Source organism: Prosthecobacter sp., from assembly GCF_029946185.1.
In the GTDB taxonomy this organism is placed as follows: Bacteria; Verrucomicrobiota; Verrucomicrobiia; order Verrucomicrobiales; family Verrucomicrobiaceae; genus Prosthecobacter.
Window position 1 is genome coordinate 18,254 of record NZ_JAQSEA010000137.1, and the last position, 22,421, is coordinate 40,674.

The following is a 22,421-nucleotide window of genomic DNA, read 5'->3' on the forward strand; positions in this document are numbered from 1 at the left end:
GGGAGAAAATCAGCGGGTTTTAGCGATCAACTGATTGAAGGTGACATAGGAGAGCGTGTTGTTGGTACCAAAGACAAAGCCTGGCGTGCTGGACGCGGCGATTCTGATGACCATACGCTTCATATAAGGCTGGGTCTTCTCAGCTTTGGGCAGTGCTGCCACAAGCTGGGGCTCAATCTCCACAACATAGGCGAGATCTTGGGCATCCTGCAGGACCTCGCGCCCTTGATCGTTGTAGTACTTTTTCACCTTCTGGCTGGGCAGCAGATCAAAGGACGCATTTTCCATGTCGTGCGTGATCTGTTCCAAGATGTTGCTGTCGTTGACCATCATTGCCGTCTTACGCGCCATCTCAAGCCCCTGAGGCAGGAGCCCCAGAAGGGTGATGATGGCGAGAGCCGCAATGGCCACGGCGAGCGCGACCTCGACCAGTGAGAAACCAGCCTGTGACCGGGATGTTTTGAGATGTTTCATATGCAAGAGATTGGGCCCACACGAGTGTCAGGCAGTCATTAGGGACTGAAACGTTTGCTTTCCAGGGTGCGGAACTTGTAGAAAGTATCCAAGGGCTTTTCACCCAAGGGGTTGGCAGTCGCAGCGTAATCAGGCAGAGGATTGCTCAAATCGGTGGGGTCGATGTAACGCTCAATCAGAGAGGAGCCACGATATTCGCCCAAGATGGCATCCTTGGTAGGGTCCATGGTATCTGCAGCCGAGGAGCGTGCTTTGGTGATGACCTGCGCCCGCATATGAACTCGGAAGGTATTGCTGCGAGTGGTGACACGGCTGTAGATGTTGGAATAGGGACGTTCACGGGTGTTGTCACCGGTTCCTGGATGACTCTGCCAGAACTGTTCCATCACGGACTGCAGGTTGGTGCCGCTGGTGTTGGCATTGATGTTGGAAATACTGCCGAGAATCTCCCCTCCGGAGGAAGCACCTTTGCTTATGTCGGGAATCAGATGAATTTCACAGATCTGGCTTGGACTCCTGAAGAGACCCCGATAGCGATTGATGGCATGATTGGTGCCTGTTGCTGAATGGTGGAATTTCTGGTCAAACTGATACAGGGTTTTGGTGACATCAATAGGACGGTGCCAGAACTTTTGGTTGTTTTGCTCATCCCAAAAGCGGTCACCCGAGTTGCTCCACATCGAGGAGTTGGCGACAGTCTGGTAGGTTTTCGCGTTTTCGATGTCTCCCAGCGGAATGGCGGTCATGAACTCGCCCTTCATCACGGCATGCATGCCGGTGGCACGGGTGATGTTCGTGAAGGGGACGATCTGGTAGTTGAGGTTGATGCGGCCTGCGATGGAAAGCGGTTCGCTGATGGCATAGGGCTCCACGACGGGCATGAAGAAGAGATCCAGCAGATAGTGGTCGCGCGGGTTGTTGTCACCCGGGTGGCCAGGAGTGACTCCTTTGCCATAGATGGCGTTGGAGCTGGCATGAGGGCGGAATAGGAGAGTCTGCCAAGGCTTGCCTTCAGAGTAAGACACGCCAGCGGAAATCGCGTTGGCGCTGACATTGCCGCCTTCGAAAACGCCGGTGGGGAGTGAACCAAAAATGACTGGGGAAGACACCATGCGGTTCGGGGTCATGTAGATGCCGGTGCGCCAGTCATCGCTGTTGCGCCAAGGCTCGAAGAAATAACCAGAGCGATAGAACTGAACCTTGCTGTAGCGGGTAAAATTCCCGGCATAGAAATTGCCCTCGTCAGGCTTGTTCACATAGGCACCATCACGGGCATTGGCGATGCCGTTGTCATAGTCGCCGTAGGCGTTGGCAGTAGCCGCCCAGCCATCGTCGGGTGGCAGATCGGGAATACGTCCGTCACTGTAGGGTGCGCCAGCGACCAGCAACTGGTTTTTGTTCAGGCCCAAGGTGGGATATTTAGTCATCGAAGCGCCGCTCGGTAAGATGCAACCCGCTTCAGTGGTGGTCACATGCGTGGTGAATGTGTGAATGTTGCGTGGCTGCTGAAGCGGCGGCATGGTGTCAATCTTCGTCCACATCGGATGGCGCATCCACATGGTGTTGGGCACCTTGTAGCGTGCGGCCGGGAGGCGATAATCTCCGACGGCAGGGACAAAGGTGCGGATCACATCCGAGCCGGACCAAGGATTGCCGTTCAAGTCCATGATGACGGTACCATTGTCGGGACCGCCGCTGACCGTGGCCGCTTCCGGGGGGATGAGGCTCACGCCAGCTCGTCCGCCGTTGTCAAAAGTCACAACACCGCCGCTGACGGTGGCAAACCGGTTTTCAGTATCGAGGCGGCCAGTGCAGAGCTGATCATCGCTCGACGCAAAGCTGGTATTAAACTTTGGCGGCACCAAATACAGGGGCGGGTTGAGAGTTCCTTTGTAGGCCGGGTTAGGCGGGCCACTCATGCGATTGATGCAGCCCATGCGGTTAAAGCACCACCAATGAGGCGCCTGGGTGGAACGACGGTAGGTGTCCCGGCCAAAAGAGTCGATGTAGTAATAGTGATTGATCTCATTCTTGTTAGCGGGATCGTAAACAGGATTGCCATTGGCACGTCTTTCGTTGGAGGAATAGACCAGTGCTGGAACGGGCAGAGTCGCGCCATCAAAGGAAATGCTGATGCTTTGTGTCTCCTCGCCATTGTTTCCGGCGCGATTGTGCGCGTCATAGATTTTGATCACGAGATCGCGCTGGCCAAAAGTCAAAACCATCGGCGTATTGCGATCCACAGTAATGAACTGACTGATGAGTCCCCAGTTGTTCAAACCGTCATGCCCGTTGCTACCGGAGCCAGGGTTGGCAATATAGCGGCTGGGGTCTGAGGCGCGAAGGCTGCCTGAAACATAAGGGTTGGTGTCATCACCGATCTGAGAAGTACCCCAGCCCGGACCCGCCCGGCCGCCAGCAATGGCAGTCGGCCCCACATGGCCGCCCATGGAATAGCAGTCATAGGCCTCGTAAATGTTGCCGTTGGATTTGACAATAACGTCCTGCGTCGATGGGAAAAGTGACTGTCCATTGAGCATGATCGAACGCATGAAATTGCCATCCAGAACGATGGCCCACTCTGGGAACATTTTCGTCCAGCCAGACATGGGGCAGAAGAATTCCAGCATCAGCATGGCCTGCACCCGCTTTTGCTCTGGAAGCAGCGGTGTGTTGAGCGGCAGGGTCATGTTCCAGTTGGCGGGATTGTAGCCAGGATGGAGGGCCGGGTGCTTGGCCGGGGTGGTAGGATCACAGCCGTAGAGCGTGCCGTTTTTGTAGGGGAATGACAATGGCGGGAAATTGGAATACCAGCGATTAAACCCCAGCCATGGCGGGGTGCGGGGCGGCATGCCAGCCGGGAGAAAAGTGGCAGCAGCACCGCCAGGATTTGAGGTGGGTGCCGCACCACTTTCACGGGTAGAAAGTGCCTTGGGGGCACTGCCGCCGCCGCTCAGGATCCCGCCGGTGTTCACCGCATACTGGGCATCGTTTTGACCATCAGCCGTGCAAATGAACTGGAAACCAAGCTCAGAAATCGTAAACATGCGGCCCAAGCCCTGTACAATGCGGCCGTTCTTTTGCCAGCGCGCCGGGGAAACCTGACCGTGCCCGGGAAACACCGAAGCATTGTCTGACAGCAGCGAACTGCCGACCTGAGTCTGGCCATCATTCAAACTGCCCGTGGCGCGGCGTGTGATGCGCTGTTCGGTATAGGTAAAGCGGGATTTGGTAATGTTGTCCCGCTCCAAGTAAAGCGGCGTGCTGGTCAGCGGAGTGGTGCCGTTCAGGCCTGACATGCCATCATTATTGCGCGCCAGGACTCCGTCATACATATTGGTGCAGCGGATGTAGTCAAAGAACTGGATGGCAAGCTGGGCGGCATTGTCGGTGCCGTATTTCTGACCGAAGTTGTTGCTGCTGCCGAGCGATGAAGTCTGGGGAAACTGCAGGGTCGTCATCTGTGAATAGAGATAATCAAGGAGGATGCTGTTACGTGCGAGCCCGGTTGAACCGCCGTAATCAGAGGAGGAACCCGTGACATCATGGGTGGGGTGATGGGGCTGAGCGCGGCGGAAAATATAACTGTTGGCAATGGCGGCTCCGGCGGTCTTGCCGCGCAAAGTGGAGCAGAGGGCAATCATGGTATCAAAGCTGGTGCGCCGTTGCTGGCCGAGACCCTCATCTGCAACCGGCCACATGGCAATGCGCGGCAGACCGTGAATGTTGAACTCTGGGGACCGACTGTTGGAAGTCAGGAAAAACCTGGAGCGCTCGAGCGTGTCATGATCAAACAAGTAGCGCGAGCCCTCGCCAGGCAGCGGAATGCTGGTGGCCACACGGCCCAGATTTTCGTTGTAGTTGGCATTGGTATCGTTAACGCCGTCTGCAAACAGCATTTCATCCACACTGGCGAGCAACCTTTCTTTGCGTGCCTGGACGGTGTCGCCGCTGTTGGCGACCGCCAGTTCACCATTGCTGCCTGAAAATGCATCTCTCACGAACGGCTTGGTACCCGAGGAGGAGCCCCCGGTGGCAATTTTGGGGATGAGGGTGTAAATGGCGTCTTTGGTCTGCGTAATGTTGGGGACATTGGCATTGGGTCTATAAACGTCCAAATTGACCCCGGGTGCCAGCACCGCGCTCAGTGCCACGGTGGCGGGATGACCGGGATAACGCTGATATTCACCCGCTGTGCCGGGGAAATTGGCCCACTTGGAATCACGCTGGTGATAGAAATAGGGCGGAGCAAAAAAGGTCGGCTCCGAGGCTGTGTTGACATTGACTTTGCAAGACTCGTCATCGGTCCAGAACGCCACCCGACCGACAATGGGATTGGCGGCTGAAGCGACCGTGGAGCCGTCGGCGCTGATGAACTTGTTGCTGGCGTCAAGAGCGCCGGCCGTGCCATCCCGCAGGATGTAGATCCACTCGACCGGCATGGGGAGGCGCATTTTGTTGGGTTCAGTGCCAGCATCCGCAGGTGTGATCACTTCGTTGTAGGTCACTGTTCCGCCCGCACCCGAAATTGCAGGAGTGTTCTTGGTGTAAGAGAAGCCCTCCACTGCGGTCATGGTCCGGCCATTGGCAGTGCCGGTGTAAGCCGCGCGGGGATCAATGATTGGGAAATAAAGGGCCATGGTGCCGGTGGTGAGGCCGGGGCGTACGATCGGGTCGTTCAAATCCACATAGCGCGCTACATTTTGAGGTGTTCCCCAGTCTGTTGGGATTTGGTTGGCCGTGTTGAAAATGTCCGCTTCATTGGAGCCAGTAACGACCATCTGTGAGCTGGAATAGAGCTTGTGGGCCCGCACAAAATCACCGTTGGCCTGGTAAACACGTGCCATGCCGGGCTGGGTGGCGTGAATGGTGCGGCTGAAGGAGCCTGTGGCAGTATTTTGGGCATTTTGCAACTGGACCTCGGTAAATACGACGGCGAGGTCGGCAAGCTGCTTGGCACTTCGAGAGGCCACATAACTCTGAGTGGATTTATATTCAGTGCGGGTGACTGAAAAAATCGCGATCATCAGCATGGACATCAATGCCACGGTGGTGACCACCATGACTAAAGCCATGGCTTTCCTGCGCTTATTCCACTTTGCGACTAATGTTACGGCGTTCATGATTAGCTCCTTCTAAATTTTTGATTTATGAGGTGATAATAATGAATTCGCATCCCGCTGACAAGGTATTTATTATGTAAACACAAAGTCTTAGCTGGGTACTTTCCCAGCAGGCCGGACAGGAACTGGCTCAAAGAGCCAGCTTGCGGCGGCGGCGCCAGCCCAAGGCCAAGACCCCCAAAAGCAGCAGGAGCAAGCGGCCTGGTTCAGGCACAGCCACTACGATGACCCCCGTGGAGTACAAGTTGCTGAGGTCCCAGAACCTGCCGCCACTCAACGAGGGCAGGTCCATGAAATCCGTACCGGTGAGCTCGTTGCCATTGGCACTGTAGAAGGTGCCAGTGGGTGTGAGGTTGCCCCAGTCAATGAGCTTCCAAGAGTCTCCGACATTGAAAGCGGCCGAATCCAAGGTGCTGCCTTGACCGATGCCAACACTGAGAATCGCCCGGTCAATGGTGATGAGAGATGCCGCAGAGCCGACATCTTTGAAAACCAAGCGGTCAGCTTCGGTGGTCGTATTTGAGCCTTCGTTGAGGAAGAGATTCAACTGGAGTGTGGAGCCAGCGTATAGAGTGGCGAAACTTTGGCCGTCCCCTGTGGAGTTCAGCGCGACGGTGAGCTGGCTAGCCGCGGTTTGGTCAATCCCGCCAACCATCAGGTTGCCATAAACCGTGAGACCATTGCCAATGCCGGGAGCGATGGTGCCAGTACCGCCAAGCGTGGCACTGCCAACCGTGGGACTGACAATCACATTACCTGAGCCCGTGCCGGAGCCAGCACTGTTATTTACCAGCAAGGTCCCATCAAATACATAGGTATCGCCATGGTAGGTGTTGTTGCCCGAGAATGTGGCCACACCGGAGCCTGTTTTCACCACATTGAGTTTGTCCTGAGCACCATTGGTTTCGCTGATGGTTCCAGAGAAGGTCATTCCCGTCGCGGAATTCGCGGTTGTGGATTCAATGTAAAGGTCTTTGGTATCCACAGCGCCGACGAGAAGATCCTGCAGGGTGACGTTTCCGGTGAATTCGACCGCATTGGCGGAAGCAATGGTGGCGGCTCCAATTCCATTGTAGTTGACGTCAATGTTCTGCGTGATCGTTGTGATGGCTGCATTGTCGATTTGGAGTCTGACATCGGGATTGGTCGTGTCCTGCAGCCAGTGAATTGGATCCGTACCCACACCATTGACGGTCGTGACACTCGGCGCGGCCATGAAGTAATTCCGACCTGCTGAGGAACCGCTGCTGACGGACACACGAGCACCGTAGACCATGTTGGTCGAGTTATTGAAGGCTAGGACGGCATTTGAAGTCCCTGGGACATTGTTATTGACCCCGTCAATGCGAGCCAGGTTCATGGTCAGGTCGTCATTGATCTGCGTGATGACGTAGAGGCCGTTGCGCTCAGGATGATCAACTTCATCCTTCACCAGAATGATAGTCCTGCCAATGTCAGCGGTGCTGAAGGTCACGCCGTCAATGACACGGCTGACATTGTAAAAGGCACCGGTGCCACTGTTCAGAGAGTTGGCATTTCGAATCCCCCCGCCCGTGGCCAAAAATGCACCGCCGAGGCCACTGATGTTGGAGGCTGTGGTGGAAAACTCGTTCTCCACCCCCAGCAGTGAAGCACCATTGGTGGCGTAATCGGCCGTCAAAGCAAGGCCAGTGGATGCTGGGGTGAAGGTGGAATCTCCCAGTTCAAGGGTGGTGGTCTGACCCAGTGATGAGGTGTTTTGAAGAACCAGAGTACCTGCCCGCACCACGGTGCCCCCCGTGATGGCGGCACCAGAACCACCTGTCTGTGAGCCATAGGTGTTGGCACCGGCGAGCACGACGGTCCCACCGCCAATGACCGTAATGCCACCCTGGCCTGAGATGGCTCCTTCGTAGGTGACGGTGGAACCGGCATTGTCAGACAAGAAGACATTGCGGCCGACGGCCCTGTCGATCTCGAGAGCGGCGGTGACCATTGTCGTAGTCGCCTTGGTTTCGAGCACCGAAATGCCTTCGCTGTTCGCATTGCCAAATGTCACTGCATTGGAAAGCATGTCTCCATTGAAGACCAAGGTGAGTGCCATGCCGGGAGAGCGTGTGTCGGTGGTGGTGCCGACTTCGACCGCACCGGTTCCCAGAGAGCCGTTTTGCTGCGCGATGAGTGTGCCTTCTGCGAGGGAGGTACCGCCAGCGTAGGTGTTGTTCGCGGCGAGGCTCAGCACGCCGTTGCCACCTTTGATCAGGCGACCGTCGCTGCCGGAGAGCACACCGTTTATGGTGGCATCAGGAGCCAGCACGCCGGGAGAAGAGTAAACAGAGCCGTGACCGCTGATGACTTCCACCAGACGAGACTTGCGGCCAAGATCAATGCCATTGGCAAAGATCACGGTGCTGTCGGCATCCTGAGCGCCCAGAATGAGCGAATCATTGTCCGGCACGAAACCATTGAGGCCCCAAACGAGGGTGGCTCCGCTGCCGCCGAGGTTGACGGTGCGGTCGGTCGTGTAAGCGGCAAAGCCACCGCTGCTGGTCCAATCCACCTGAGTGTTGCCCGTGCCTATGCTGCGGGTGAAGTCGCCCGAATTGAGACCGACGACGCCGCCGTCGATACGGAGATGGCTGTTGGAAGGCAGCGCATCTACGGAATCAAGGCGCATGACGCCGCCCTGCAGATAGGTGGTGCCGGTGTAGGTGTTGGAGCCGGAGAGCGCGGTGGTGCCGTTGCCGCTGAGCACCAGATTGACGAGCAGTCCGGCGGCGGTGTTGTTGGCGATCGCGGAACTGATGGTGAAGGCCGTCAGCGGATTCCAGTTATAGATGATGAGGTCAGCGGTGGTGGTGTCCGTGTTCGCAAGGCCCGAGGTGAGGATACCTCCCACAATGGAGTTTTGGTGGGTGCCTGCGTGGGTGGCCTGCAAGATAGCGCCGCTGGTAAGGGTGAGGATGTCCGTGATGTTGATGATGCTCGAATTGAGAGCAACGGGCAGGGTCGCGAGATTTTCAGAATACAAGGCGACATCCGCGCCAGCGACTGTGCTGGTCAGACCATTGGGATTGGTGAATGTGACGGTGCGGGCAACCGTATTGATATTCGTAATGTAGGAGCCAGAGGGAATGCCAGGTCCGCCGATCGCCATTCCCAATTGCAGGCGAGGATCATTGATATTGGTGATGGTGCTGCTGCCAATGGAAGTGGTGCCGGTAACGGAGGCATTATCGAATGCATAAAGGTTCTCCGCATTGCCCGAGGCCGTGGTCGCCTGGCTCAGGGTGATGGTGCTGTTGTTGGGGTTGGTCAGATCAATGGCGGTGATGTAAGTGCCGTCTGCAATACCAAAGCCACGGATGAGCTGTCCGACCTGCAGCCGCTCAGCTCCCGGAACGCGTGTCACCAAGGTTGCGGAATCGCTGAAATCACCCGCAACGCTGGTTGCGTTGTTGGTCAGCAGAATCGTATTCACCGAGGCACTGGAAACAGTGCTGCCAGAGAATGATTCTTCGAGCAGGGCACCGTCAGAGATGTGGTCAGTGGCAAGCCAGTTGGCCGGATTTGATTTGAAAGTGTGCGATCCTTTGATGTCGGAGCCGGTGAGGATGTTTGTGGCGGAGTCCACAATGGCAAAATTGTTCACGCCCGGATTGTTCGGATTGTTAATGCTGAACAGGGCACGTGGGATGACAACTCCAACGTCGACCAAGGCGCGGCCGGAAAGAGTGATCTGAGCCGCCAAGGCACCGCCATTCACTTCAAACAGCACTGTGCCACCCTTTTCATAATTGATGGGCGAAGGGGTGTTGATGTCCTGCAGATTGAGGAAGGTTCCTGATCCGGTCGTACCCGTCACGCGAATGACGGAAGAGCCTTCGGTGATATTCAGCGTGCCGATGATGTTCTGCGTGGTGGTGCGGCCAGAGATGCTCTGAATTTCGAGCGTGCCGCCGGCCATGGTCAGGGAGCCCACGTCGTTGCGGATGTATTGGTCGTTGAAGGCAGGCGAGAGCTTGAGTGTGCCGTCGCTGACCACCAAGGAATCGATGCCGTAGCCGCCGAAGGAAGTTCCGAGTAGGGCCAGGGTGCCAGAGCCGATCTTGACGATGCCGTAAGAATCCTGATTTCCCGGTGTGGTGAAATTGCCACCCATAGTGAGAACCGTGTAGGCATTGCCCACATCCAAGATTGCGGTCTGATTGATGGTGAATCCACGGTCTGTGCTGGCGCTGGAGCCGTTGAATTGAAGCGTGCCACCGTTGAAGACCAGATTGGCCAAGGCATTGCGGGAGGCGCCCAGGCTGGAAGCAGGGCCTGCAAACACGAGGTTGTTGGAGCCGGTGGAAATTGCCGCCAAGGAGATTTCGATCGTGGTTCCATTGATGATTTTGGTGACGGTGGCTCCCAGCGGAATGCCAGGTCCCGAGATCAGTTCACCCACACTCAGATTCGCAGTGGTGGGCACGAGGACTGTGACGCTGCCGTTGGCGGTGGTGGCGAGCAGGGTGGCACCAATGCTGGTGCTGGCTCCAAAGGTGAGATTGTTCTGGCCGGTGGTGGTTACGGGATTGGAAATCTCGATGGTGTTTTGATCCAGGATTCGCACGATGGTGGAGCCGGCCGGAATGCCGTTGCCGGCAAGGGTCTGCCCGACGGTCATTCCGAGCGTGCTGCCCACGGTGATGAGTGTGCCACTTTGAGTGTTGGTGCCGCGAGTGCCGGTGAACAGGCCGGGGTTGCCGAAGGTGAGGTTGGCGGTCCCCGTAGCAGAGGCGAGCGTGGCGGCGTTGCCACCTCCATTGATAACGCCAATGGTGATCTGGGTGCCGTTGACGATGGAAAGGATGACCACGGTTCCACCACCGGTGGGAATGGCTGCGCCTGTCACAGTCTGCCCGACGCTAAGCCCTGCCGTGCCACTGGCCACGGTGACCGTGGCGCTGTTGACGGTGGTGGTGGCTGAAATGGCACCCGCCTTCGCAACGACGGTGCTGCTGTCATAGCTCAGGCTGGAGTTGGTGGTGAGGAGAGCGCCGTTGGACAATGTCACCGTCGTTTGATTATTGATGGCGGTGATGGTGACTCCCGAGGGGATCCCTGCCCCGCTGACGGTGGTCCCAATGGTCAAACCACTGGTGTCGGTGAGTGTCGCTGTGCGGCCCAGCGAGGTGAGGTTGGTGATCATCGCCGTGTTGGCATTGTAGCCTTCCACTCCCAGAGACTGGATGGTGGTGACCCCTGCATTCAGGATGGTGACCCCTGTGTAGAGATTCATGCCGGAGAGAATCAGGTTGCCCAGGCCCGACTTGTCGAGACCCGTCACCTGCGTGAAGTTGAGAGTGCCAGTGCCCGCAGCAACGGCGGCGTTGTTGAGGGTGATGGTGGAATTGGTGCCGATCGCAGTGATGATGGTGCCGTCAACGATGCCGGCTCCGGAAACCTGCATTCCCACGTAGAGACCGCTGGTACCATGGGTGCCATTGAGTCCGGTGACCGTCGTGCTGCCAGCCGCAGTGGTGCCCGCACGATCTTGGTTGAACTGAAGGGTTCCCGTCGCGGAGGACGTTGGCGCCACGCTGAGGGTGATGGTGTTGGTCTGGAACTCCCGGGTCGTGATGCCTGAAATGGTTTCATTTACCACCCCATCGAGGGTGATGTTTTGGCCACTGATGCCGGTCACCTTGCGGCCAAGCAGGGTGGCTCCCAAGTAAAGATTGGTAGGAAGCGCGCCGGAGACAACCACGTTGGTGCCGGAAGCGCTCTGCACGCTGACTGTGGCCACTGAGGAGAGCCCGGTGATGGTGGTTCCCGCTAGGATGCCACTTCCGGTCACGAGCATGCCGACGGCAAGGTCCGCAGAGTCGATGTTACGCACCAAGTTGCTGGCACTCACGAGCGTTCCAGAACGGTCATCACGGCTGGCCGTGTTGTTGATGATCGAAGCGGAGATTTCCAATGGAGCATTTGTGTTGTTCTGGATAATCAACAGGTCATTGACGGTGGTGCCCACTCTACCGGTGGTGAGTTTGCCTGTGCCATTGATGAGGGCCGAGTTGCCGCCCATGTTGGGAGTGACCAAAATGGCACCGCCTTGAAGCGTATTGCTTCCATTGAGGGTGAGGGTGCTGACTGCGCCCCCGCTGAGAGGACTGTTAAACCGCATTGTATTGGCAGTCCGGCCGGTCTGTGTGGTGTTGGCGATGAAATTCATGTTTCCAGTGGTGGTGGAAAGGGTCCAGTCGTTGTTCACCACATTGTCGGTGTAGTCGCTGTAGGCGCGAATCAGGAGATCGCCAGAAGTCGTGGTTCTCGTATCGACCAGAGCTTCGTTGAAGGAGCTTTTCCTAGCCCAATCCGAAGAGCCGACGGTGGCCCAAGCACCGAGAATGCCCACGGTGTTGTTAGTGTCGGTGCTGGCAATGTCGTTGGCGCTGAAGCTGATGGTAGCCCCTGCGCCACGGCTGATGCCGTTCATGCGGAGGATCGAGCCGCCGTCCAAACGAGAGACTCGATTTGCCCCAGCACTCAACGAGACGCCTGAAACGATTTCCACATGGGAACCGCCCGTCAGTTCGAGGGTGCCGCCAAAGCGGCTGCCACCGAGAACCAGCGCGCCAGTGTCGGAGAGTTTGCTGGAATTGTTGTTATTGTAATCAAGACGCAGAGTGCCGGCCTGGACAGTGTGATTGGTCACATTGTAACTAGGAAGGCTGTTGCGGGTGGTCAGATCTGCCTGGCCACTGAGGATCAGTGTGCCACTGCCGATCTGCGACACCGTGCTGCCTCCGCCAAAGGTGCCCTTGATGTTGAGGGAGGAACCTTGCTGAACCAGGATGGTGGAGTTGGCATTGACGAAAACGGAGCCAGCCCATGAACTGCTTCCCGTGGTGGTGGCCAAGGTGCCGCCAGCGAGGTAAATGGTTTGGACCGTGGCGTAGTTCACATTGCGCAAGTCGAGGGTGGCGTTCTGATTGCCGATGAGGTTGCTGGCGTTGGTGCCGCCGGCAATGATGATGCCTGCACCACCTGAGGCACCAAAAGCGCGGTCAATCGTGGCTGCGAGAATGCCGGCATTGACCATGGTTTCTCCCGTGTAGGTGCTTTTGGAGCCGAGCACCCAGGTGCCGTTGCCAATCTTGTTGAGCGAGGTGGCTCCGCCCGTGCCATCACCAAGAGCCAGACTGAAGTTGTTTTCACCGCGATTGGCTCCGCCCAGGGTCAGGGTGCGGGAGCCTGTGCCGATAAATGCCACTGCTGGGGACTGGTCATTGAAGCCAATGTTCAGGGTAGCACCAATGAGGGTACCGTCAGCGATGATGGCCCCGGCGCTGTCACCCACACCGAGAGTGAAGGAACGATCTGTGAAGGTGGCGGAATTATTGAAAAACCGGAGGGAACCACCGTTAAACACCAGATTGGCGGCATCCATGGACGCGTTGCCGATGCTGCTGTTTTGCCCGCCAAATCCAAGCTGTGAAACGCGGATGCCACCACCGTTGATGACGGTGGGACCTGAGTAGGAATTGCCACTGCCCAGAGTGAGGATGCCGTTTCCGCTTTTCGTCAGGGACATGACACCGTAGGTGACCGAGCCGTCGCTGATCACTCCGCTGAAGGTGAAGCTGTCGGATGCATTGACGACCAAGGTGGAGGGAGAGGTGCCATTGTTGGTGATGGTGCCACTGCCCGTCACTTTGGCCACGGTGGTGGAGAAACCGTTCAAGTTGAACGTGCCATCCGTGTAGACGTTGTAGCCGCCGGTGCTGCTGACGAGGCCGGTGTTGCTTTCAAAGCGGACTTCGCCGCCGTTGGCGGTGAGAGTGCCATTAAACTGGTTGCTGCCACCCAAGCGCAGGAGGCCGGAGGTCAGCAGGATGTCGCTGGTGAGCGTGTTATTCCCAAGCAAGGCGATCGTGGAACCAAGCATGCGAATGAAGCCGATGGTGTTGTCGCCAGTCAGTTTGACGGCATTGAAGCCACTGTAGGCCAGGTTTTGATTGGTACCATTTGCGACTGCGAACTGGGAGATCTCGATGGTGGTGCCGTCAACGATGCTCGTAATGACGGTGCCCACGGGGATGCCATCTCCAGTGACTGTGGCTCCCACTTCGAGTCCGGCGGTGGTGGTCACGGTCAAGGTGGTTCCACCGGTGACGAAGGTTGAAGCGAGTGTACCGACGTCAAGCGTCTGCGTGCCGATGGTTTCCAGGCCGCCCGAGAGATTGTTATTACCTGAGATCAGCAGCACTCCGAGGCTGCTGGCGTCGGGGGCAAAAATCAGGCTGCCGAGGGTTGCGGTGATGCTGTTGGCGGCGCTGAGAGTGAGGGTGCTGTTGGTGGCCACACGGATGAAACCATCTGCGGTCCCAACGGTAATGCCACGGTTGGCATCATCGAACACCAGATTGGTGCTGGCGCGCAGTGTACCGCCGTTGAGCGTCAACTGGTCAGCCTGGTAGGTCAAAGGATTCGCCCCCAAGTCACTTTCGCGGGCGATCTGCAGCACGCCTTCGTTGAGGTAGGTCTTGCCCGTGTAGGTGTTGAGCACGCCAAAGGTTAGCGTGGTGTTGACGGCAGTGGTGGGTTTCTGAGACAGGATGACTTGGTTGTTGCTGACGAGGCCAACCACGGTCGTACCAAGAGGAATCCCCGTCCCTGTCACCGTCGATCCGATCGAAATATCCGTATTGAAGGAGCCTGTGGCGAGGGTCACCGAGGTGGTGTTGGGATTAATGGACAAAGTGCTGGCGGTCACCGTCGGATTCAGTACCAGGGTGCCAGCACCCGACTTCACCACGGAAACCGCATTGCCGCCGTTGTTAACGATGGCGCTGAGGACATTGAGCTGGTTGACCGGCAACTGGAAGATGAGTTCATACGGATTGAGTGATCCGGTATAAGTGCCCGCTGTGATCCTGCCGCCTGTGATGGTATGGGTGGTGCCGTGGGAAAGAATGCCCCCGCTGTTGATGGTGAGCGTGCTCTGCGTTGTCGATGAGATCGGATTGATGTTGATGGTGAGGCCGGAGGTGCTCTGAATGTTGAGCGAGTTGATGGTGCGGCTGCCAAAAGTGGTGGGGGTCTGGGAGACTGAGACCTTCACATTTTGGGTGGAGGACCACGAATTGATCGAGTTGGTGGCATTTGCCAGGGTGTAGGAGGTGAGCCCCACGACGGCATTGACGGAAGCACCATTGACCGTCTGGGTGCCAATAGTGGCCCATTCATACGCCTGCACTCCGGAGGTGATGGTGGACCGAATGGCCCAGCCGCCAATAATACCGTTCGTGAGCGTGGGTGCGCTGGTGAATGCGATGACACCGCCGGTGTCCGCACCGCTGCGAGTCGAGTTAAAGATGGCGGTGGATCCAGCAGCGCGGGTGCCCAGGCTGGCGAAGGTCAGCAAGTTGGAAGCCGCATTGGACCGTTCAGAGACAATGCGGTTGGAACCACCCGCAAATGACAAGGTGCCCAGGGTTTCAAAGAAGTTTTCCGAGCCTGAGCCGACACCCTGCAGGGTGAGCTGGCCGCCATTCATGGTGATGGTGGCGGTGTCGTTGATGCGATTCACGGCGGTGGCACTCGTGTTTCTAATTCTCAGACCTTGGAAAGTCGTGCCGTCAGCCAGTGCGCCGCTGCCGGAGATCAGCACGCTGGTCACTCCGCTCAAGGAACCCGAGCCTTCGATCCGCAGGTCACCACCAAGGAGATTCACTGCGCCCGTCACCGTGCTGCCTGAGAGGACGGACAAGACACCCGCAGAGGTGACGTTGTTGCCATTGCCAAAAATCGTCAATCCACCGGCCTGAACATTGATCGCGCCATTCCAGTTCACGACGGTGTAATTCTGAGCGCCCGAGATGTAGAAGCCGCCACCTGTAACGGTGGTTGAGGAGGTGAAATTGGTGATGCCGCCTTCCAGCACTTTGATACCGCCGCCAAATGTAGCACCCACCGTGTTGAAATTAAGAGTGCCGGTGCCGCCATCGCGCACGAGAGCCCCGGTGCCAGAGATGGCGCGTCCGAACGACCATGTACCACCATTGGTGATACGCATGCCGAGAGTGCCGTTGTTGGTGATTGTCTGAGCACCGATGGTTCCGCCGCTGGTCCCATTGCCGAAGCTGGTCGTGCTTTCGAGAACGAGCGTGGCTCCCGAGTTGATGGTGGTGGTGCCAGAATAGGAGATGTTGCCCAGAGCCAGGACCTGAGTGCCGTTGCCGCTGACGACCAGGTTGAGCACGCCGGTTCCGGTGTTGTTGGCACGATCCCGAATGTAGCCGTTGTAGTAGCTCACCCCGCTGGTGTTCAAAGTCAGGGTGCTGTTGGCGGACTGGTTTTCACCTTCCGTGTTTTCAATGACGCCGGCCGCAGTGAAATCAGAAAGTCCACGGACGGTTTCATTGAAGCCCATCAGCTTCCAGTAGGCGTTGTTGCCATTGTTGCTGGGTGAGTCGCCACCAAAACCTGCATCAAAGCGGATGAGGGCGGTGTCGGCGATCTGCTCGTCAGCGCCAAGATGAACGAGGGTGCTGCCCAGGCCGCCCATGCTCACATTACCGAGCTTCAGGTCTCCCAGGATGGTGCCATTGGCCACATAAGTGCCATAATTAGTGGCGGTGGTGGTTGTGGCGGTGGAGGCATTGGACAAGACGAGCTGAGTGCCGTTTTTGACGGCGAGGACCACGGTGCCGTTGGGAATGCTGGAATTGCCGTTGATCACCATGCCTGCATAGAAGCCGGTGGTGTTGGTGACGTTGACGAGCTGGCGGACATCATAGGTCGTGGCTGTGCCGGTCGCGTCGGTCAAGGTGGCGGGTTTATCGATCACAAACTGGGTGCTCGAATTGATCTGCGTGATCACCGAACCCGCCTGGATGTTCGGATTGCCCGTGATCACCATGCCGATGTAGAAGTTGTTGGTATTGGCTCCTCCAGTCAGATTGACCGTGGTGCTGCCATTTGTCGTTGTGGAGGTGGAAACCTGGACGCTGCTGAGCGTGGTGGTGTTCATGCTGGTGATGGTCTTGGCCAGCACGAGCTGAGGATTGGTGGCATCACCGAAGCCGCGGCTGAACACGGTGGTCAGGCCGGTGTAGGTGTTGGCGGTTTGACCGCTCAGGGTGACACGACCAGCCCCCATGATGTCGAGACCAAAAGTTGAACCTGGGGTCTGGGAAATAGAGCCGCTGATGTCGAGACGGGCCGCTGCGCCGCCAGCGTTGGAATTGATGCGGAGGTTGCTGGCCAGCTGAATCGGTGCGGAGATCACGTCCACGCCGGCGCCGGTGCTGTTGGACTGCACCTTGCTTAGCAGGGCCTTGCCATAGTCACCGTTGTTGAAGATCAGGCTGCCGCCGCTGCCCTGAGCGATTTCGAAGCGGTTGGTGTTGTTCTGGTCACCCAAGACGAGCACGCCCACGGTTTTGCTGCCATCCAGGGTAATGGTGGCATGCAGATTGACGGCAGTGCCGATATTGGTGGTCAGATTGACGATGGAACCGATGGAGTTTGGCACGGTGGCAGGGAGCCAGGCGGCCACGGAGTTCCAAGAAGTGCTCCGGTCCAGATTGAAGTTGTTCATCAAGACCGGGATGGTCCCGGGCCGGGTGATCGTCAGGATGATGCCGTAGAGGTTGAAAAGGCTCACATCGTAGACGAGTCCGCCGCCGAGTGTGGGCAGGAAAAGATCGCCACCGCCGGAACCACCTGTGCGGTAGTTTTCACCGACGTTGAAGGTGGAAAGCGCATTCAAGCCGACCCAGTTGCCGAGATTGAAGATATCGCCGCTCTGGGCCTTACCCGAGGTGGTGGCCAGTGTGAGATAATTGTTCAAGTCCTGAACGACGAAGGAGACTTGGTTCAAGGTCAGCATGCCGTTGACGGTGATGAAGTCGGTGCGGCCGGTCCCGATGGCGGCGGCATCCCAGGTAGCATAATTGAGGTCACGATACCCGCCAAGGGTGTCATAGTTACCGGTGAGAAGTGCACTGGTCAGACCTAGGCCGCCGTTCAAGGTGGCGTTGGCAATTTGGAAATTGGCGGTGGAGCCCGTCTGCAAGGTCAGGTTGCCTTTGAAGGTCAGGGAACCGACGTTGTTGCCAAAGTTGGTCCCCGGCATCAGGGTGGAACCGCTGTTGAAGACGTGATTGGTGCCGTCCACGAAATTATTGACCAAGGTCCCCTGTGTACCGTTGATGACGCCGGAGCCGGACAGGCTGGCACCGTTGTTCACGGTGGTGGCTCCAAAACCGATGCTGTGAGTAGCCGTGGTCCCGACCTGCAGATTGCCGCCATTCACCGTGGTGGTGCCCGTGTAGGTATTGATGCCGGCAATCACCCAGTTGCCAGATCCTGACTTGATCAGACTGGTCTTATTCACGCCGTTGTCCTTGATGAGGACAGAGAGACTGTTCGCACCTGTGTTGGCACCGGTAAGCGTGAGGGTCTTGGCACCCCCGCCGACAAAACCCATGTCTCCTGTGCCGCTCAGGTTCAATGCTCCCGCGCCTGAGGCATCAATCACCCCGCCTGCGGAACCGATACTGAAAAGACGGGAAGTCGAGACTGCGTTGCCGGTGTAGCGCAGCGTGCCGCCATTGATGACCAGATTGGTGGCCAGACTGGTGGAGGCCCCAATGCTGCTGTTTAAACCACCATTGGCCAGAACGCCGACCTGCAGCACACCACCCGTGATTGTCGTCACACCGGTGTAGGTGTTGGAATTCCCCACCTGCCAGGTGTTGGAACCTGCTTTAGTAAGCGCCGTCGTCTGACCGCTGCTGCCATTGGTAATGGAAGAAGCCAGAATATTGACGATGGCGGCATTACTGCTGCCAGTAAGAGTCAAAGTGCGACTGGTGCCGCTGGTGAAGGCCAGCGGAAAGCCGTTGGAGAAAATCAGAGCTCCAGTGCCTGATGCGTCCAAGGTAGCGCCATTGGTCCCGCCGATGGTGAACAGGCGGTCTGTGGTGGTGCCGCTTCCGGTATAGCGCAATGTGCCGCCGTCGATGATGAGATTGCCCGCCGCCTTGGTGGAAGCGCCGATGCCGCTGGCGATGCCGCCCAGCTTGATGTCGTCCGTGACCAAAACACCGCCGTTGATGGTGGTGACCCCGGTGTAGCCGTTGCCCGGAGCGGCGCTGAACACAAAGGTCTGCTCTGTCAAAGGAGCGGAGATGACGAAGCTGTTCGGTGCCTGGATGCTGGAAACGGTGTAGAGGCCGCTGGCATCAGGATTACCCTGCGCGTTCACCTTGGTGCCGACGCTCAAGCCGGAGGTGCTCACGCCAGTGAGGGTGATGCTGGCAGGGGGGGTGCTGATGACGACGCTGTTGCTGCCGGAATCAATGCTGGAGACGGTGTAAATGCCGTTCGGATCAGCGGTGCCGTTCCTGTCCACAACGGTACCGACTATCAGACCTGTGGTGTCTGGCACGGTAACGGTGAGGGTTTCACCGTTCCAGTTCACGGTCATCGTGTCGGAAGGAAGGATGCTGGTGACGGTGTAGGCGCCGCTGGGGTTGACCGTTCCATCGGCATTGGTCTTGGTGCTGTTGACCACAAGGCCGGAGGTGTCCGCGCCATTGATGGTCAGGTTTTCGGAGGTCGGCACGACAGCCGCCTGGCTGAGCTGGAAGCTGTCAGGCCCCAGAATGGCGGAGATAAAAGTCCCGGGTGCAATGCCATTCCCGCTGACCAGCTGGTTGAGGATCAACCCTGCAGTGCTGGTCTGAGTGACAATGGTAGGAGCTGCACCTGTGATGACACCGGCGAGGCCCACCACGGCGTTATTGGGAGCGAGCACCCATGTGCCGCTGTCGGTCTTGGTCAAAGAAGTCCTGCCCGCGCCTGCTGAGGCGGAGTCACCGAGGGCCAGGACCAGTGTGTTGAGCCCGGTGTTGGTGCCGCCCAGAGTGAGGGTGCGTGCGCCTGCCCCACCGACGAAGGCCATGGCGCCGACGTTGGTGAAGCTCAGTGCGCCCGTGTGGGTGCTGTCAACATAGGTGCCGGAGGCTTCGATCTTGTTACCTGCAGAACCGAGGCCGAGGGAGAAGAGCCGGGAAGTGCTGGCAGCCGTTCCAGAGGCGTTGGTGTAGCGCAGGGTTCCGCCACTGATGATGAGATTGGCTGCATCATCTCCGGAAAGGCCGATGCCGCTGGCAGTGCCGCCATTGGTCAAGGAGGTTACTCCCAGCACTCCGCCGGTGATGAGGGTAGGCCCGGAGTAGGTGTTGCTGGCGTTGTTGAGCAGCAGGGTGCCGGTGCCAGATTTGGTAAGGCTGAAGCCGAAGAGATCATCGCTCACCACGCCATTGACGGTCAGCGCGTTGGCCGAATTGATCGCCCAAGTCTGATTCGAGAGCATGCGCACGTTGCTGTTGATGGTATGTGCGCCGGTGCCAGCTTGGGTCGTGATGCCTGCGCCGATGATGGTCAGGGTGTTGTTGGAGATGGTGATGCTGCCCGTGGCACCGGAGCGGAAGGTGAGGCTGGCGATGGAGCGGTCGGTCCCCAGCGAGTTGGTGAAATTCCCTGCGCCCGAGTCGGTGTTAAAGTAAACATTGGTGAATGCGCCGGGGATGCCGACGAGCTGAGTGGTACCAGCGGCGGTGGTAAACCAGTTGGCCGAGGTGTCCCAGGAGGCATTGGAGGCACCTTTCCAATAGGCATCCTGGAAGGTGGCAGCGGTGACGTTGAGCACGATTCTGTCTGCAAGCTGCTGCAGGGCGAGATTGTAACCGTTCGCCCCGAGGATGACGGCGTTGTTGAGGAGAGTCAGGTTCGTGGCGAAGCTCCCTCCGGAGATGGTCAGGCCACCCGAGAGGAAGGTGATAAGGTCATGCTGGCCGGTAGCCAGGATGGAGGTGCCCGTTTGAGGCAGAATGGCTATGGTGGCTCCGCTTTGATTCAGGGTGACGCCGCGGGAGACGACAATGGTGTCCGTGCTGTTGGTCCCGCTGCCGATGTCAAAAAGCATGCGCACCTTGGGGTCATTCACATTGGTGGAGCCAATGGTGAGGCCGGAGCCGACAAACGAGGAACCCTGCACCAGATTGAAGGTGCCGGCCGAGTTGTTGTTGGCCATGGTGAAGGTCGAACCGGCATTGAGGTTCAGGCTGGCTCCGGCAGCGGCAATGCTCGTTGAGCCGGCGGAGTAGGCCCCCGAGGTCAGGACGGAGAAGGTGGCTCCATTGGCCACACTGATGGCGGTGTTGGCGAGAGAGCCTGCAGTGAGCGAGAGATTGCCCGCAGTGACGGTCGTGGCCCCGGTGTAAGTATTGGCAGCAGTAAGCGCCCAGGTGTTGGTGCCGTTTTTTGTCAGCGTGGTCAGTGCGCTGCCGTTGTTGGCGATGGTCATGCCAAAGACGTTGACGAGGGTGGAGTTCGCGGTGCCGGTGAGGGTCAGGCTGCGTACCTCGTTGGTGGTGCCATAGGCCAGCGCTCCCGAAGTGAATGTGAGCGCGCCGATGCCGGAGGCATCAATCGTCGCCCCGCCGGCCCCGATGGTCAGGGAACGGTTTGTTGTACTGGTTACGCCGGTGTACTTGAGGGTGCCGCCGTTGATCACAAGATTGCTCGCCAAGTTGCTGGCGGCACCGATGCCGCTGACGCCACCGCCGTTGCCCAGGGACTTCACACTGATGGTGCCGCCATTGATGGTGGTGATGCCTGCATAGTTGTTGAAGGAGCCGCTGAGCGTGAGCGTTCCCGTGCCTTCCTTGGTGAGGGCGAACAAGCTCGTCGTGACCGACGTCAAAACACCGGAGAATTCCGTGGACGTGTTGTCCCGGCCAACGGTCAGGGTGGAGATGAGATTGGTGCCACCGGTCAGGAAATGATGCGAGTTGATGACGACGCCAGCGCCAGCGAGAGAGCCGATGGTTTCGCTGCGACCAGCCATGTCGAGCATGGCACCTGCGGCGATGGTGACAGCGGAATTGTCCGGGATGACGAGGTCGTTGGTGCCTGCAGCGTAGGTGCCCAGCACAAGGACACCGCCATTGATGACGGTGGAGCCCGTCCAGTCGTTGCCGCTGTTGGCCAGCACCAGAACGCCGGCCCCGTCTTTGACGAGCCCGACGCTGCCCGCGCCACTGGTGACCTTGCCGCTGATGTAGCCGGTGGCAAACGGACTGGACACTGTGATGGTGCGCGTGGCATTGCCGAGATTCACACCGCCGGTCAAGGTCAGGTCATAAGCGGCGGCCCAGGAGGGGCTGTCACCGCCGAAGGTGAAATTACCCACCAGATTGACGTTATTGCCAACGACGGTAGCCACACGCAGGGAGTTGTTGGCGTTGGTGCTGTACTCCACGTGCGACATTGTAAAGGTCGTAGCGGCGAGGCCGGTGATGAAGGTACCCGCCTTGATGCCGCTGCCTGAGACCCCCTGGCCGAGAGTCAGGCCGAGACTGCTGGGAGTGCTGCCGGTGTTGACGGTGACGGTGGCGCTGAGGTTGGTCGTAGTCGCGGCAAAACCAAGCCGGTTGCTGGCCTGAATGACCGGACTGCTGGCCGGATCGGTGCCACCGATGGTGAGGATGCCGGTACCGATCACCCCGCTCGTCAGCGCACCCGGAGCGCCGGTGGTGTTGAGGCCAAAAATGAGCGTGCCTTCTTTGAGATTGAATCCGCCGGAGTAGGTGCTGTTGCCGAAGAGGGCCAGGGAGCCGCTGCCAACCTTGTTGATGGCACCGCCGGTGGTGGTCATGGCAGTCGTGATGACGAGACCGACGGGGGAAAGGCCGGAGACGTTGATGACGGGGGCGGCGGCGGTGAATGTCAGCAGCGAGTTGGCAGCGCTGTTGGTGGCGGCGGCAATCAGGGGTGTGG

The 22,421-nt window shown here is 58.2% G+C and carries 3 protein-coding genes; all 3 read right to left on the bottom strand.

Annotated features, from left to right (window positions below; genetic code table 11):
• Nucleotides 1-9: 9 nt before the first annotated feature.
• Nucleotides 10-474, bottom strand: a complete 465-nt coding sequence (gene vccB, locus PSV43_RS11425; protein ID WP_300196869.1) for a Verru_Chthon cassette protein B — start codon at nt 472-474, stop codon at nt 10-12.
• 38 nt (nt 475-512) lie between these two features.
• Entirely contained in the window at nt 513-5,537 is a 5,025-nt protein-coding gene (gene vccA, locus PSV43_RS11430) for a Verru_Chthon cassette protein A (RefSeq protein ID WP_300196871.1), read from the bottom strand.
• A 190-nt stretch (nt 5,538-5,727) separates the two neighbouring features.
• Nucleotides 5,728-22,299: an autotransporter-associated beta strand repeat-containing protein gene (locus PSV43_RS11435; protein ID WP_300196873.1), complete on the bottom strand. Its 16,572-nt coding sequence runs from the start codon at nt 22,297-22,299 to the stop codon at nt 5,728-5,730.
• Nucleotides 22,300-22,421: the final 122 nt, after the last annotated feature.

Coding starts and splice junctions, on each gene's coding strand:
- vccB (WP_300196869.1), bottom strand. CDS start 474: ATGAAACATCTCAAAACATCCCGGTCACAGGCTGGTTTCTCACTGGTC.
- PSV43_RS11435 (WP_300196873.1), bottom strand. CDS start 22,299: ATGACCACCACCGGCGGTGCCATCAACAAGGTTGGCAGCGGCTCCCTG.
- vccA (WP_300196871.1), bottom strand. CDS start 5,537: ATGGTGGTCACCACCGTGGCATTGATGTCCATGCTGATGATCGCGATT.